This is a genomic window from Phyllobacterium zundukense (genome assembly GCF_025452195.1).
In the GTDB taxonomy this organism is placed as follows: Bacteria; Pseudomonadota; Alphaproteobacteria; order Rhizobiales; family Rhizobiaceae; genus Phyllobacterium; species Phyllobacterium zundukense_A.
Window position 1 is genome coordinate 1,855,001 of record NZ_CP104973.1, and the last position, 14,430, is coordinate 1,869,430.

The 14,430-nt window shown below is 55.2% G+C and carries 11 protein-coding genes, 1 tRNA gene, 2 rRNA genes and 1 pseudogene; 5 read left to right on the forward strand and 10 right to left on the reverse strand.

What is annotated here, in order from left to right:
- Positions 1-2 precede the first annotated feature (2 nt).
- The 5 genes and pseudogenes from N8E88_RS21505 (at position 3) to N8E88_RS21525 (ending at position 4,468) form a co-directional block, all read left to right on the forward strand.
- Positions 3-2,814 (forward strand): 23S ribosomal RNA (locus N8E88_RS21505).
- 238 nt (positions 2,815-3,052) lie between these two features.
- Positions 3,053-3,167, forward strand: a 5S ribosomal RNA gene (gene rrf / locus N8E88_RS21510).
- A 53-nt stretch (positions 3,168-3,220) separates the two neighbouring features.
- Positions 3,221-3,297 (forward strand) — tRNA-Met (locus tag N8E88_RS21515).
- Between the two features lie 63 nt (positions 3,298-3,360).
- Positions 3,361-3,579 (forward strand): annotated as a pseudogene (locus N8E88_RS21520) (transposase domain-containing protein); the annotation flags it as partial.
- Between the two features lie 94 nt (positions 3,580-3,673).
- Positions 3,674-4,468, forward strand: coding sequence for a GNAT family N-acetyltransferase (locus tag N8E88_RS21525; protein WP_262295420.1), 795 nt, complete (start codon positions 3,674-3,676; stop codon positions 4,466-4,468).
- A 277-nt stretch (positions 4,469-4,745) separates the two neighbouring features.
- Here the strand turns inward: N8E88_RS21525 and N8E88_RS21530 are convergent, their stop codons facing one another.
- The 10 genes from N8E88_RS21530 to N8E88_RS21575 form a co-directional block, all read right to left on the reverse strand.
- A complete protein-coding gene (locus N8E88_RS21530; RefSeq protein WP_262295421.1) occupies positions 4,746-6,389 on the reverse strand; it encodes an ABC transporter ATP-binding protein in 1,644 nt (547 codons plus the stop codon).
- Positions 6,386-7,309 (reverse strand): ABC transporter permease, encoded by a 924-nt coding sequence (locus tag N8E88_RS21535; RefSeq protein ID WP_262295422.1) that lies wholly within the window; start codon positions 7,307-7,309, stop codon positions 6,386-6,388. Before N8E88_RS21535 ends, N8E88_RS21530 begins: the two co-directional genes overlap by 4 nt.
- Before the next feature lie 3 nt (positions 7,310-7,312).
- The gene (locus tag N8E88_RS21540; RefSeq protein WP_262295423.1) at positions 7,313-8,227 is read right to left on the reverse strand and encodes an ABC transporter permease; all 915 of its coding nucleotides are present in this window, start codon (positions 8,225-8,227) and stop codon (positions 7,313-7,315) included.
- Positions 8,228-8,297: 70 nt separating this feature from the next.
- The gene (locus N8E88_RS21545) at positions 8,298-9,809 is read right to left on the reverse strand and encodes an ABC transporter substrate-binding protein (protein ID WP_262295424.1); all 1,512 of its coding nucleotides are present in this window, start codon (positions 9,807-9,809) and stop codon (positions 8,298-8,300) included.
- A gap of 94 nt (positions 9,810-9,903) precedes the next feature.
- On the reverse strand, positions 9,904-10,809 hold the full coding sequence (gene kdgD / locus N8E88_RS21550) for a 5-dehydro-4-deoxyglucarate dehydratase (protein ID WP_262295425.1): 906 nt from the start codon (positions 10,807-10,809) through the stop codon (positions 9,904-9,906).
- A gap of 83 nt (positions 10,810-10,892) precedes the next feature.
- A complete protein-coding gene (locus N8E88_RS21555) occupies positions 10,893-11,624 on the reverse strand; it encodes a FadR/GntR family transcriptional regulator (RefSeq protein ID WP_262295426.1) in 732 nt (243 codons plus the stop codon).
- Positions 11,625-12,038: 414 nt separating this feature from the next.
- Positions 12,039-12,773: a DUF8692 domain-containing protein gene (locus tag N8E88_RS21560; RefSeq protein WP_262295427.1), complete on the reverse strand. Its 735-nt coding sequence runs from the start codon at positions 12,771-12,773 to the stop codon at positions 12,039-12,041.
- Between the two features lie 469 nt (positions 12,774-13,242).
- The gene (locus tag N8E88_RS21565; protein WP_262295428.1) at positions 13,243-13,416 is read right to left on the reverse strand and encodes a hypothetical protein; all 174 of its coding nucleotides are present in this window, start codon (positions 13,414-13,416) and stop codon (positions 13,243-13,245) included.
- A 56-nt stretch (positions 13,417-13,472) separates the two neighbouring features.
- Positions 13,473-13,676 (reverse strand): hypothetical protein, encoded by a 204-nt coding sequence (locus N8E88_RS21570; protein ID WP_262295429.1) that lies wholly within the window; start codon positions 13,674-13,676, stop codon positions 13,473-13,475.
- A gap of 137 nt (positions 13,677-13,813) precedes the next feature.
- On the reverse strand, positions 13,814-14,185 hold the full coding sequence (locus N8E88_RS21575; protein ID WP_262295430.1) for a nuclear transport factor 2 family protein: 372 nt from the start codon (positions 14,183-14,185) through the stop codon (positions 13,814-13,816).
- Positions 14,186-14,430 lie beyond the last annotated feature (245 nt).

Genomic DNA, 14,430 nt, shown 5'->3' on the forward strand with positions numbered 1-14,430 from the left:
ATGATCAAGTGTCTTAAGGGCATTTGGTGGATGCCTTGGCATGCACAGGCGATGAAGGACGTGATACGCTGCGATAAGCGTCGGGGAGGTGCGAATACCCTTTGATCCGACGATTTCCGAATGGGGAAACCCACCTTAGATATCTAGAAAGTTATTTTGGTTCTTCTGAACCAAAATAATTTCTAGATATCATAATAAGGTATCTGACCTTCGAATACATAGGGGTTAGAAGCGAACCCGGGGAACTGAAACATCTAAGTACCCGGAGGAAAGGACATCAAACGAGACTCCGTTAGTAGTGGCGAGCGAACGCGGACCAGGCCAGTGGCTTTTGTGAGACAAGTGGAACACTCTGGAAAGGGTGGCTAAAGTGGGTGACAGCCCCGTACACGTAATGCGAACAAAAGTCCTTGAGTAGGGCGGGACACGTGAAATCCTGTCTGAACATGGGGAGACCACTCTCCAAGCCTAAGTACTCGTGCATGACCGATAGCGAACCAGTACCGTGAGGGAAAGGTGAAAAGCACCCCGACAAGGGGAGTGAAAGAGATCCTGAAACCGAATGCCTACAAACAGTTGGAGCCCAAGATTTGTTCTGGGTGACAGCGTACCTTTTGTATAATGGGTCAGCGACTTAGTGTGACGAGCAAGCTTAAACCGGTAGGTGTAGGCGCAGCGAAAGCGAGTCTGAACAGGGCGTTTCAGTTCGTTGCATTAGACCCGAAACCAAGTGATCTAGCCATGAGCAGGTTGAAGGTAAGGTAACACTTACTGGAGGACCGAACCCGCATCTGTTGCAATAGATTGGGATGACTTGTGGCTAGGGGTGAAAGGCCAATCAAACTTGGAGATAGCTGGTTCTCCGCGAAATCTATTTAGGTAGAGCGTCGATTTTATACCTTCGGGGGTAGAGCACTGGATGGGCTAGGGGATCTCACCGATTTACCAAACCTAACCAAACTCCGAATACCGAAGAGTACTGATCGGCAGACACACGGCGGGTGCTAACGTCCGTCGTGAAGAGGGCAACAACCCTGACCACCATCTAAGGTCCCTAAGTTATGGCTAAGTGGGAAAGGATGTGAGGATCCCAAAACAACCAGGATGTTGGCTTAGAAGCAGCCATCATTTAAAGAAAGCGTAACAGCTCACTGGTCTAAATAAGGGTCTTTGCGCCGAAAATGTACCGGGGCTCAAGCCATACACCGAAGCTGTGGATTTGCTTAGCGATAAGCAAGTGGTAGCGGAGCGTTCTGTAAGCCGTTGAAGAGGGACCCGTGAGGGCCTTTGGAGGTATCAGAAGTGAGAATGCTGACATGAGTAACGATAAAGGGAGTGAGAGACTCCCTCGCCGAAAGTCCAAGGGTTCCTGCTTAAAGTTAATCTGAGCAGGGTTAGCCGGCCCCTAAGGCGAGGCCGAAAGGCGTAGTCGATGGGAACCACGTTAATATTCGTGGGCCTGCGGGTAGTGACGGATCGCGTGTGTTGTTCCTCCTTATTGGATTGGAGGGGCTTCGAAGCGGTCCCAGGAAATAGCTCCCGCGTATAGACCGTACCCTAAACCGACACTGGTGGACTGGTAGAGAATACCAAGGCGCTTGAGAGAACTGCGTTGAAGGAACTCGGCAAATTGCACGCGTAACTTCGGAAGAAGCGTGACCCTTTTTGACGCAAGTCGAGGAGGGTGGCACAGACCAGGGGGTAGCGACTGTTTACCAAAAACACAGGGCTCTGCGAAGTCGCAAGACGACGTATAGGGTCTGACGCCTGCCCGGTGCTGGAAGGTTAAGAGGAGAGGTGCAAGCTTTGAATCGAAGCCCCAGTAAACGGCGGCCGTAACTATAACGGTCCTAAGGTAGCGAAATTCCTTGTCGGGTAAGTTCCGACCTGCACGAATGGCGTAACGACTTCCCCGCTGTCTCCAACGCAGACTCAGTGAAATTGAATTCCCCGTGAAGATGCGGGGTTCCTGCGGTTAGACGGAAAGACCCCGTGCACCTTTACTATAGCTTTACACTGGCATTCGTGTCGGCATGTGTAGGATAGGTGGTAGACTTTGAAGCGGGGGCGCCAGCCTTCGTGGAGTCATCCTTGAAATACCACCCTTACCTATATGGATGTCTAACTGCGGTCCGTTATCCGGATCCAGGACAGTGTATGGTGGGTAGTTTGACTGGGGCGGTCGCCTCCTAAAGAGTAACGGAGGCGCGCGATGGTGGGCTCAGACCGGTCGGAAATCGGTCGTCGAGTGCAATGGCATAAGCCCGCCTGACTGCGAGACTGACAAGTCGAGCAGAGACGAAAGTCGGTCATAGTGATCCGGTGGTCCCGCGTGGAAGGGCCATCGCTCAACGGATAAAAGGTACGCCGGGGATAACAGGCTGATGACCCCCAAGAGTCCATATCGACGGGGTTGTTTGGCACCTCGATGTCGACTCATCGCATCCTGGGGCTGGAGCAGGTCCCAAGGGTATGGCTGTTCGCCATTTAAAGCGGTACGTGAGTTGGGTTCAGAACGTCGTGAGACAGTTCGGTCCCTATCTGCCGTGGGTGTAGGAATATTGACAGGATCTGTCCCTAGTACGAGAGGACCGGGATGGACGTATCTCTGGTGGACCTGTTGTGGCGCCAGCCGCATAGCAGGGTAGCTATATACGGACGGGATAACCGCTGAAGGCATCTAAGCGGGAAACCCACCTGAAAACGAGTATTCCCTATCAGAGCCGTGGAAGACCACCACGTTGATAGGCCGGGTGTGGAAGTGCGGCAACGCATGAAGCTTACCGGTACTAATAGCTCGATTGGCTTGATCATTCTCATTACAAATATCCATCTGACGAAGTCAGATGAATTGGATTTGTCTCACGCGCCGTATCGCACCTTTGGTGCGGGCGCTGCGACAGCGCGCGGCACACGCCGCGACGGCCAGTCGGCCTTGCGGGCTTCGCCCGAAGGTCGCCAGCCGCCAACTAAAACAACCAAAAAACTCCAGCTTCTCATTTGTATCGCATGCGCCTGAAAAACCGCATGCGTGAACGTTGCGCTTTGCTGACCTGGTGGTTACAGCGGGGTGGCTGCACCCGATCCCATTCCGAACTCGGCCGTGAAACGCCCCTGCGCCAATGGTACTTCGTCTCAAGACGCGGGAGAGTAGGTCGCTGCCAGGTCTGCCAAACGCAACGCTCAGAAACAAATCTCACAAAACAAAACAGAACTATGACGCGGGGTGGAGCAGCCCGGTAGCTCGTCAGGCTCATAACCTGAAGGTCACAGGTTCAAATCCTGTCCCCGCAACCAAATTATTCCCACAAAACACGCATAGGCGCTCATCGCGCAAACAACCGCGCTCGCCGGACTCGGAATCGCAAGAACACACTCTTCGCAGGGCACGATGCTGGGGCTGAGAACTGGGCGACCATCGCCTCGCTCATCGAGACCTGCAAACTCAATGCCGTCGATCCGCTGGCCTATCTGACCAACACGCTCACCGCCATTGTCGAAGGCCACAAGCAGAGCCAGGTCAATAAACTGCTGCCCTGGAATTACTCGGGATTGCGCAGCGGCACTTCTAACAAATGACCACTGGTCGCCTAAGGGTGACGAGCGGGCCTATCTTGTTCCGGTTTGCCGGGCTCCTAAAGGATGGTAGCTTTTTGCTGACTGGGAGGGCGAAATGGCAGGTTATTTTGGAACGGAGATGCAACAACGCCTCCAGGCTCGGGCGGAGGTAGCTGCTGAATTGATCGCCTCGACACCCGGCGCATGTCAGGCGGGTCGTACGATGGGATGTGATGATCCGGATAAATTCGGATGGGATCGTATCGGCGAAATCATAGAACAGGATGGTGTTTGCGGGTTCCGGCTCATTGATGCCGACAATGTCGAAGAGATCAGGTCTGAACTTTCGAGCCGAGCATGCAGGCTCGATACTTGGGATGTCTTCCTCGCAGACCGCGAAACGGCACTCGCAGCTTCCGAGAAATTTGCGCATCTGCCGCTGCCTGCGGAGTATTCTCTATCGCCTACGCCGATTGACCCGGAGAGCGATCACATGCGGCGGCTCCAAGCGATGATGGCAGGCGCTGGTCTGGTACCTTTTTCCGGATCAATGCTAACTGGAGCAGTCGGTAGTGCGACAACCGTTCTGATCGGCGACGCCGAAGGAAACGTGGCCGCTTGCGCACACGGATATATGCCGCATAACGCCTACAGCCCATATCATGGTTATGCTTGGGGCGGTCTCGTCGCAGTGGCGGAGCCGCATCGTGGCAAGGGGCTTGGCAAGGTAATCAATGCTTTAATGATTAATCGAGTGTTCCGGCACCTCAAAGCCAGTCACATTTACGAGCTAGTCTCGGCAAGTAACGTTGCGTCCCGACGAATGGTCGAAGCGTGCGGGTTGCGGCTGGAGCCGACGCTCACCTGCGGAATCGCAACGCCCAATAAGAGCGGGCGATTTACAAAATAGGTTACCAAATCTCGGAATTATCCCGCCCAGGTGTGACACGGACATCGCTTACGGTAAATCAGTCCAGTGGACTGATTTAAGACCCGAACGGGCAAATCCTGTCCCCGCAACCAAAAACAAAAAGGCCCGGCTTGTCCGGGCTTTTGTTTTTTGGCTTCGTGGCCGGCCGATTTGAAGCGGTATCAGGGGCTGCAAGGCGCGCCGCCGACGTGGCGGACAGCAGTTTCCAGATTAGTAACGCATTCCTCGCATGTTACGATTCCGCACCGCAACGTTTTTATGTTTCAAGCCATTTGGGAACGGGTGTTGCGTCCAGTAGACTACGCGTATAGCCGTGGCTGGGACTACCGAAGATGGCCGAGGTTGGTCCTTCCTCGACAATTTCGCCTTGTTTCATGACGAGAATCCGGTCTGCGAAGTGACGCACGATTGGCAGATCATGCGTGATGAAAATGTAGGAGAGTCCAAGCCGGGTCCGAAGATCAGCGAGCAAGTCGATTACCTGAGCCTGGATGGAAACATCAAGCGCAGACACCGCTTCGTCGCAGATGACGAGTTCGGGTTCGCTTGCAAGTGCGCGGGCAATTGCAATCCTTTGCTTCTGACCCCCTGAAAACTGGTGCGGATAGCGATCCGCGTGCTCGGGTTTCAGGTCAACGAGCTCAAGGAGCTCTACGACGCGGTCTTTCCACTTGGCCTTTGGCAAGATGTCGGCGTGGATGGACCAGGGTTCGGAGATGATCGCGCGTACGTTCATGCGCGGGTTCATCGAGCCGTAGGGATCCTGAAACACCATTTGAACCTTGCGGCGATAGGCGAGCAGACGGTGCTCGTCCATGGCGAAGACATCCTCCCCGTTGAAGATTGCCTTGCCGGATGTGGGATCGTTCAGCCTCAGCAGCATGCGCGCGACACTGGATTTGCCCGAACCGGATTCGCCGACGATGCCAAGCGTTTCGCCCTTTCTAACTTCGAAATTCACATCCCTGACGGCGAGGAACGTTTTTTTCTTCTTGCCGAAGAGCCCTGACGACAAGGCGTATTCCTTTGTCAGGTTTTCAACCCGCAGAACGGTTTCGCCAGAAGGATTCGTGGAGCGTCGATTGGTGTTTTCCGCAGCATCGCCATGCGGAAGCGCCGCGATCAGCTTTTTCGTATAGGCGTGTTGCGGTTTGGTGAAGACTTCTCTCGCCACGCCCGCCTCGACGATTTTGCCGCGGTTCATGACGATGACCTTATCGGCCATCGATGCGGCAACCTCCAGATCGTGTGTGATAAGGATCAGTGCCATGCCCGTTTCGCTCTGCAGATCGCGCAATAGATCGAGAATTTGCGCCTGAACGCTGACGTCGAGGGCCGTCGTGGGTTCGTCGGCGATCAGCAGATCAGGTTTCAAGGCGATTGCAATCGCGATCATCACGCGTTGCCGCTGGCCGCCCGAAAACTGATGCGGATAATGGTCAATCCTTGTTTCCGGATCGGGAATGCCGACGCGCCGCAGCATATCGACAGCGCGTTGGCGGGCTGGCCTGCCCTTGGCGATGCCATGGCATTCGAAGACTTCGCAGATTTGCCGCCCTACCGTGTAAACCGGATTGAGATATGCGAGAGGGTCTTGAAAGATCATAGCGATCCTGCGGCCGTTAATGGACCGGCGCGCCTCTCCCTGGAGACTGCCGATCGGAGCTCCCTCGAACGAAATCCGTCCACGGACGATATCACCGGGCGGTTGATCGATCAGATCCATCACCGCGCTGGTACTTACGCTCTTGCCTGAACCACTCTCACCGAGAATAACCAGCGTTTCGCCCCGATTGACCTCGAACGAAACGCAATCGACAGCTCGCACAGGCGCGCCATCGGAGAGGAAATCCACCGTCAGATCATCAACGGAAAGAATGGGGATTGCTGACTGGCTCATCTGGACGCCTTTCTCAGGCTCTGGAGACGCCAACGCTGCTGCGGATCTGCCATAGTTCTGGCCCAACTGGAAAGCAAGTTCAGGGAGAGAGTTGTCAAAAGGATCGCCAAGCCAGGCCAGAACGAGATCCACCAGGCATTGGCCAGATAACCACGGCCGTTGGCGACCATGGCGCCCCAAGTAAACTCCGGGGGCTGGATGCCGAGACCGAGGAAGCTCAATGAGGACTCCGCCAGAATGACCGTTGCGAAATCGATAGCAGCGATGGTCAGCAGCGTTGGTAATACCATAGGAGCGATGTGCCGGACAACGATACGGAGCGGCTTGGCGCCCATGGATTTCGCCGCGCTCACAAACATCCGCTCGCGCAACTCCAGCACCTCCGCGCGCGTGGTGCGCAGGTAGATCGGTGTGCGCGTCAGGGCAAGAACGATAATCAGGTTGGAGATGCTCGGGCCAAGCGTATAGAGCACGATAAGGGCGAGCAGCAGTGACGGGAAGCTCATGATAATATCGGCGACACGCTGGATCACCTGGCTGTACCAGCGTTCGCTATAGCCGGCAATCAGCCCGAGTACGCCTCCGATCAGCATGGAACAGACGACCGCGGCAAGCGCGATGCCCAGCGTGTTCTGTGCACCGACAATCAACCGCGCCAGGATAGGACGCCCAAGTGTGTCGGCGCCCAGAAAAAAGAGCCACCCGTGATTGAAGGAAAATGGCGGCAGGTTGCGCTGGCGCAGACCTAATTTGGCGGCCATATCGCCAATAAGCGGCGGTCCGGCGAGCGTAGCTATCGCCAATATCACGAGAAAAATGGCTGCGGCGAAAGCAAGCTTGTCGCGCTTCAGGCAGTTGAAGACCACCCGGGCGTTTCCATGGGAAGCAGAGACGGATGTTTCGCTGATGATTGCGGTCATGGGCTAATACCGAATTCTTGGGTCGAGCACCGCGTAGAGAAGGTCTATGCAGATATTCAGAATGAAGATCGCGGTTGCGGTGACCAGAATGGTTGATTGCACGACGGCGAAATCGCGCTGAATGATGGCGTCGATCATCAGCTTGCCGATACCTGGCCAGCCGAAGACGGTTTCAACGATGACCGCACCGTTGATGAGACCTGACGTCAGGTCGCCAGCGACGGTGATGACGGGAAGAAGCGAGTTTCTAAGCGCGTGTCCGAAGATGATCTGTTGCCGCCGCAGGCCCTTGGCCCTCGCGGTCTTGATGTAGGGTGAGGCGAGCGCCCCGAGCATGGCGCCACGAACAACTTGCACCAGTAATCCAAAGGGACGAAGCATCAAAACAAAAATTGGCAATATCCAATGCAGATAGCTGCCTGTGCCGGATGTCGGTAGAAGTTCGAAGCTGACGGCAAATATGAGAATTCCGACGATCGCGACCCAAAAATCCGGCGCGCTGGCACCTGACAGGGAAACGAGCGTCACGACACGGTCGAACAGGCTACCCGGCCTGGAAGCAGCAAGTGAGCCGACAACGAGTGCGAGAGCGGTAGAGAGCACCATCGCAACAACAGCAAGTTTCAGCGTTTGTGGAAAAGCCTCCAGCGCAACCGCCATCGCCGAGCGGTTCTGGCGGACAGATTCACCAAAATCGAGACTGAGCAGATCGCGCAGATACTGCAGAAACTGCCAATAAACAGGTTGATCGAAACCGTGCAGCTTGGCGAACGCGGCTCGGGCCTCGGCCGTCGAATCGAGGGGCAGAAAAAGCGATGAGGGATCGCCGGTCAGCCGCGTGAGGAAGAAGACCAGTGCAAGCAGGCCCATGACCGAAATGACGCTGTGCGATGCGCGCCTGCCGATAAAACTTAACATGAATTTGCCTTTCGGCTGTAACTGGAACAATCAGGAGCGCAACTCAAACCGGCCGCGCTCCTGTGGGATATCAATCCTTCATGTGGATATTTGCCAGCGGAATTTCGCTGTTGGTCGTAATATCCGGCTTCCAGTCGAGGCGCTTGCCCACACGCGTATATCCGATCATGTGGAACATCGGAATGTCGGATACGACGTCCGTGCGCGCCTTGGTGAAGATCGCCTTGAAATCCTTCGTGCGCTCTTCGCCGCTTGCGGCAAGTGCAGCGTCGATTTCCGCATCGAACGCCGTGTCGGACACGGTCGAATACTGACCGGTCGAGCGGTAGAAGATCGGAATGGTGAATGCGGAGTCGCCCTTGTTGTTGTCGTGCATCATCTGCAACAAGGTAGCGCCGCGCTCCTCAGGATAGGGCTTCTGCAGGTAACGGATCCAGTCCGCAACGTCCAGCATGGTGAGCTTCACGTTGAGCCCTGCCGTCTGCCACATCGCTGCCATCGCTTCCATAGCCTCACCGCCGTTGGGATAGATCCCGTTGCGGCCGATCAGAACGATCTCCGTGTCGACGGGCACGCCAGCAGCTTTCGCTTCCGCGACGAGTTTGGTCGCCTTTGCCGGATCGGATTCCCAAGGCTGCAAGCTGTCGTCGTGGCCATTGATGCCTGGAACGACCATCTGTGATGCGCGCTTTACGTCAGGTCCGAACAATGCCTTCAAACCCTCCCAATCGATCGCCAGATTGAGCGCCTTGCGGATGCGCAAATCGTTGAGCGGCGGCTTGGACATATCAACGCGCATCGCAGTCGTTTCCGAATTCAGATAGGAGAAATCCGTTTCGGGATTGGTGGCGTCCTGAATGGCGATCGATGGCGTCAGGTCAGCTTCACCGGTTTCGACCATCGCGGCACGGATCGACGATTCGGATCTCCAGACGTAGGTCGCCTTTTCGATTTCGGGCTTTTCGCCCCAATATCCGTCAAACCGGTCCATAGTGACCGTTTGTGTGTCGAAGGAGGTCAGCTTGAATGGGCCGGTCCCGACAGGATCATTGACGGGTTTGTCCGCCGGAGTGTTGGGGGAAACAACCATCACCACGCTGAGCAGCGTCGGCAAGATCGGCTCGGGCCGGTCGGATTTGATATCCAGCGTCAGATCGTCGACCGGCGTTGCTTCGAGCGTCCGGTCACCGAACTTCGCCATGTTGTTGCATGTCAGCGCACCGCCCGTCATGCGTTTGATGGAAAAGGCGACAGCTTTCGCATCCATATCCGTTCCATCCTGAAACTTGACGCTGGGCCTGAGCTTGATGCGCCAGGTCATATCGTCGATGCGGGCCCACTCTGTCGCCAGCTTTGGCTGCGGCAGGCCCGTCTTGGCATCGATGACAGTCAACGCTTCGGTGACGTTCTGGCTCAGAATCTGCCCGACATTGGTAATGATGGTGCCGCAGGGCTCCAAATTGGCAGGTTGCTCCGGCAGAACGATCTTGATCTCCTTCGAAGCCTCCTGGCCATGCGCGATTCCGGACGTTGTCGCCATGAGCGCCATGGCAATGACAGCGATGCTGTGTCTCGTTTTCATATTGTCTCCTCCCATTGATGTTCAAACTTTTCGAATGGCGCGCAGAATGACGCCGCCCGACTGAGCCGAAGAACCGCAAGCTCCCTTCCTGCGGTTAGCCCTCTGCACTTTCTATGAGCCTTGCGAGCATGTCCTTTTCATCAGGCTTGAGATTGGTCAGGGGCGGGCGGACAGGTCCTGGTGTTCTGCCGATGAGTTCAACACCCGCCTTGATGATGGAGACCGGATATCCCACTTCACGATCGCGGATTTTGGCGAATTCGAAGAAGAAGCCCTCGAGAATGGTTGCCATTGTCTTCTGGTCTTCGGCGCGCATCGCCTTGTAGAACCGCTGCGCGAGGGCTGGAACGAAATTGAAGACAGCCGACGAATAGGTTGTGACACCCACGGCGTTGAATGCCTCCGCAAAAAGCTCGTGCGTCGGCATGCCGCCTATGTAGCACAGACGATCGCCGAGCTTCGCCGTGACGTTGCGGACGAGATCGACCTTGCCGGTTCCGTCCTTGAAGCCGATCAGATTGGGACATGCATCGGCGAGCCGGGCTACCGTATCGGCGTTCGCGACGGAATTCGCGCGATTGTATATGATGACACCGAGGCCGGTCGCCTCGCAGACCGCTTTCACGTGCTGATAGATACCTTCCTGAGGCGCACCGATTAGATAATGTGGCAGAAGAAGCAGCCCATCCGCGCCGGCTTTTTCGGCTCGACGTGCAACGTCCTTGGCAAGCTCGATACCGTATCCGCAGCCTGAGATGATCGGCACACTACCCGATACGTCCTTGGCGGCCTTTGTAATCTCACCCACTTCTTCCGGTGAAAGGGAGAAGAACTCACCGGTGCCGCCAGCCGCAAAAAGGGCTGCCGCGTCGAAGCTGGACAGCCAGGAGACGTGCTCGCGGTAGCTGGCGAGGTTCAATCGAAGATCACTATCGAAATGCGTGACCGGAAATGACAGCAAGCCTGACGACAGCCGCGATTTGATTTCTTCTGGCGACATTTCAACTCCCGTTATTAGTACGATGTCTCATGCCAAGTCATATTATGACATAAGAGGATCTGTCAACAGGGTTTTGCTTTTCGTCAGACAGGTTTCCGGCTCGCCAGTCCACGGTACCGTTTGATGCCGCCGAGAAGATGCCGCCGCATGGCGTCCCGCGCCTGGTCGGGATCGCGGGCGAGAATAGCGTCCACGACCTCCGTATGCTCGGCGAGCAGGATGCGGTCGCGATTGGGTAGCGGATCGATACCGCCCATCGCTTTGCGGAATTTAACTCGAGGGATAATCCGGCGTCCTATATGTTCCAGAAACGTCTTGAACCTGACGTTGTTGGTTGCGGTCGCGATAGCCATATGAAATTGGAAATCCGCATCATCGGTGGACTCGCCCCTTGCAACAAGTTGCGCAAAAATATCGAGTTGCGCCTGTATTTCAGCCTCCTGTGCTGGCGAACTGCGAAGCGCTGCTAGTCCCGCAGCCTCTACCTCTATGCCAATACGCAGTTCCAGTTCTTCGATGATATCCGAGATCTTGTCGGTCGCGTCGGTAAAGAGAGCCAGCGTCTCGGAAGTCTGTTTTGGTCCGAGCACGAATACCCCGACCCCGTGACGCGACTCCAAAAGCCCGTCGGCCCGCAGTGCCGCGATAGCTTCACGAATGACGGTGCGGCTGAAGCCGAACTTTTCGACAAGCACCGGTTCAATCGGCAATTTGTCTCCCGGTGCGTAGTCACCTCCCTCGATCTGCCGACGCAACTCATCGGCAACTTTCCAGGCAAGTGTCCTCTTGACACCCATGCTATCGGCCATATCCATCCGAACTCCATTGCTTTGGGCGACGGTACATCATCTCAAGTGGCCGGGGAACAAAAAAGTATGACCACGTGCGAGACATCATATCTCATCGCGAAGCAATCTGCTGTCAATGCTTAATATACGGGTGAAACGCAAAGGCGCGACAACGGCCATCCCGGTTTACAGACAAAAAAGAGCCGGACTAAAAAGCCCGGCCTAATTGTGAAGGTCAAAAACCTCCAGAGGGGAACAGCCAACGCGGAAAATGGGAGGAGGAACCGCGTTGACTAAATCCCATGTAGGAGCAACCTTTGTGCTTTGCAATGCACTCATTGACGCACGGCGGGCGCAACAGCCCTTGCGCATCCGCGCTTGGACGCCCGCTTGTGTTCGAACCTCCTCGCGAATGTCTCTAGCCCAAAGCGGTAAAAGAGATCACGCGTTCGGGTGGAGTGTTGCTCCCGAACGCTTCAGACGGCACAGCAACACATAGATGAAGATCAGTATACCTGCCATTTCGAGACCCTCCTCGACGTTCGTCAATACCCGGTAACGAAATGATTCAATCCCTTCAACTTCTGCAACGCTGCCGCCAATCATCTCGAACCCGACGGCGCCGCCAAGGAAGATCAGAGCTGAAAGCACAAGGAGCCCCGCGAGCGTCAAGGGAAACGACCTGATGAACGGGATAAACGCAACGAGCCCTATCAGGCTGAGGATACCGGCTGGCGCTGCCCAGGCAAAATACATCAGGCCGGTGTGCTCAATCCTTCCCGATAAAGCGGCAGAAATCTTTTCATGAATGCCCGCGAATTCGTCGAACGAAAGCAACAAAAAAAGTACTGTGAGAGCATACCAGTGGTATTTGAACCGGTTGCCGCGCATTGCTGCGTCCTTGCTTGCCAGAAAAAGCAACCATGCTGCGGAAAACGCTATCACCACGGAGAGCCAGGTAAACGCGCTCTCCTCTGAGTCGACGTCGAGCAGCCATATCTTATTGGAAAGGTCCAGCTTGGTGCCGGAATAGAGTATCAGATCCTGCATAAAACCTGCACCGAGCAGCAGTGCCGAAACCACACAAGCCAGTAAAAACACCCAGCCCCGCTTCACAGACGTGCGCGCCCTTAGCGGAAGGTCTTCAGTGGCCACATCAGTGAGCCGGACACTCATAGATCACCAGATTTTACATGTACTTGACATGTCACAAAACCATCACAAATTTGTCGCTTATTCCTTAATTCATTGTCAACGCATGGAGGCAGCAAATGGCTCCCGTTGGAGGACATTTAAATTTGGCGGTCGGCGTAGCCGTGCTGGCGACCCTGATGATACTTGCCGTTCTCGTCGTGGCTCTGGACATCGAGATTGCGCTGCCGAGAGGCTGACAGGGCGTGGTACTTGGACGCTAACCTGCGCATGATACCGGCTTTGCTCGCAACCAGCCGCGCCCAGGGAGTTGTCGAAAGTCTGGAGCCCTCTGAGTGCGAACATCGCGGCCAGCGGGAGGTGTCGATGAGCACCTCCGGTTGTTGCCCCGATTCTAAACCTAATCACAAATTGATGGCCACCTCAGCGGCCGGCAATCGAATGAACCATGTTCCAAGCCGTGTGTGTCGAAATGAAGTGTGTCACAGGAGGGCTATTTCCTGACAATGCCCAGGCGTTTTTCCTCCTGTTTGGCGAACTCCTTCGCGGCTTCCTCCGTACCAAATGCGCGCTGCTTGACTTGTCCGCTTTCGCGCACTGTCACGAACCATTTTCTATCTTTTGGTTCAATGCCGACGGTATTGAGTGGTGGCTCGTCGAACGTCATTCTTCTTTCCCGAGGGTCCGGCTCTCGAATTGATCGAGTGGGCAAGCACTAGCGCATTAAGCCGGTGAGGCAACGGCCAGAACGATAGCGATTATCAACAATAGCGGCCCCATCCATCTGAAATGGTTAACAAGGATTGCCAGCCAAGCGTTCTGAACACCTTGGTTGGGAGGTGGAAACGATAGGTAACGGAAGCCCACAGCTGTCATCCATAATCCGGCGCAAAACATAATGAACTCGTCGATGTAAGCAGCAATCATGGCTGTTCTCCCGAAGTACAAAAAAGCTAATCCAACAGTGTCGTCAAGCGGAAAGCAAGTGGAGAGTAGCGCTATGTTCATGTCCGCCCCATGCCACCAAGAACCAGGATAGTTCAGCCGGCATTGTGTGGATATTTTCACTCCACGATTTTCCAATATGAATCTTTGCGTACTACCTTGCCGTCGCGAAACGAGTAAAAGTCACAACCCCTGACTTCCTTTCTTGTCCCGTCGAGGGTGGTGCCCGTAAGGGTCCATCTTGAGATGCCAGTCTCGGCATCCGAATCTACAAAATGCTGCTCGTTGCCGTAATGAACATCAGGCAGGCCCTCAAAGCGCGTTGCCAGCGCATCGCGTACGTTCCGTTTGCCTTCGAAACGAGAGCCCCAAGGATCGTTTCCCCGCGGCATCTCCAATAGGCAATCATCAGAAAAGAACGTCATGATACGATCAAGATCGTGCGCGTTGAAGGCCTCACATAGCTCCTTCAGTGTCGATCGAATGTCCATCGTCATATCTCCATTCATTCAGGATCGCTGGCGATAGAACCACAGTGGCCTACAGGACTCTACTCGCTCATGCTTTCTATGGAAGCTTCGCCACCTCATCGTCCGTCTCGAGTAAGGTTAGCCTCATTTTGCGCAATAATGAACGTCTCACATTGTATCCGCTCGATCATCCACCAATGCAGTGACGGGCTGATCTTCGGTCGCTATCCAACGGACGTTTCGGGGAGGGTTTTGTCTACCAGGTG

Coding starts and splice junctions, on each gene's coding strand:
- N8E88_RS21525 (WP_262295420.1), top strand. CDS start 3,674: ATGGCAGGTTATTTTGGAACGGAGATGCAACAACGCCTCCAGGCTCGG.
- N8E88_RS21530 (WP_262295421.1), bottom strand. CDS start 6,389: ATGAGCCAGTCAGCAATCCCCATTCTTTCCGTTGATGATCTGACGGTG.
- N8E88_RS21535 (WP_262295422.1), bottom strand. CDS start 7,309: ATGACCGCAATCATCAGCGAAACATCCGTCTCTGCTTCCCATGGAAAC.
- N8E88_RS21540 (WP_262295423.1), bottom strand. CDS start 8,227: ATGTTAAGTTTTATCGGCAGGCGCGCATCGCACAGCGTCATTTCGGTC.
- N8E88_RS21545 (WP_262295424.1), bottom strand. CDS start 9,809: ATGAAAACGAGACACAGCATCGCTGTCATTGCCATGGCGCTCATGGCG.
- kdgD (WP_262295425.1), bottom strand. CDS start 10,809: ATGTCGCCAGAAGAAATCAAATCGCGGCTGTCGTCAGGCTTGCTGTCA.
- N8E88_RS21555 (WP_262295426.1), bottom strand. CDS start 11,624: ATGGATATGGCCGATAGCATGGGTGTCAAGAGGACACTTGCCTGGAAA.
- N8E88_RS21560 (WP_262295427.1), bottom strand. CDS start 12,773: ATGAGTGTCCGGCTCACTGATGTGGCCACTGAAGACCTTCCGCTAAGG.
- N8E88_RS21565 (WP_262295428.1), bottom strand. CDS start 13,416: ATGACGTTCGACGAGCCACCACTCAATACCGTCGGCATTGAACCAAAA.
- N8E88_RS21570 (WP_262295429.1), bottom strand. CDS start 13,676: ATGATTGCTGCTTACATCGACGAGTTCATTATGTTTTGCGCCGGATTA.
- N8E88_RS21575 (WP_262295430.1), bottom strand. CDS start 14,185: ATGGACATTCGATCGACACTGAAGGAGCTATGTGAGGCCTTCAACGCG.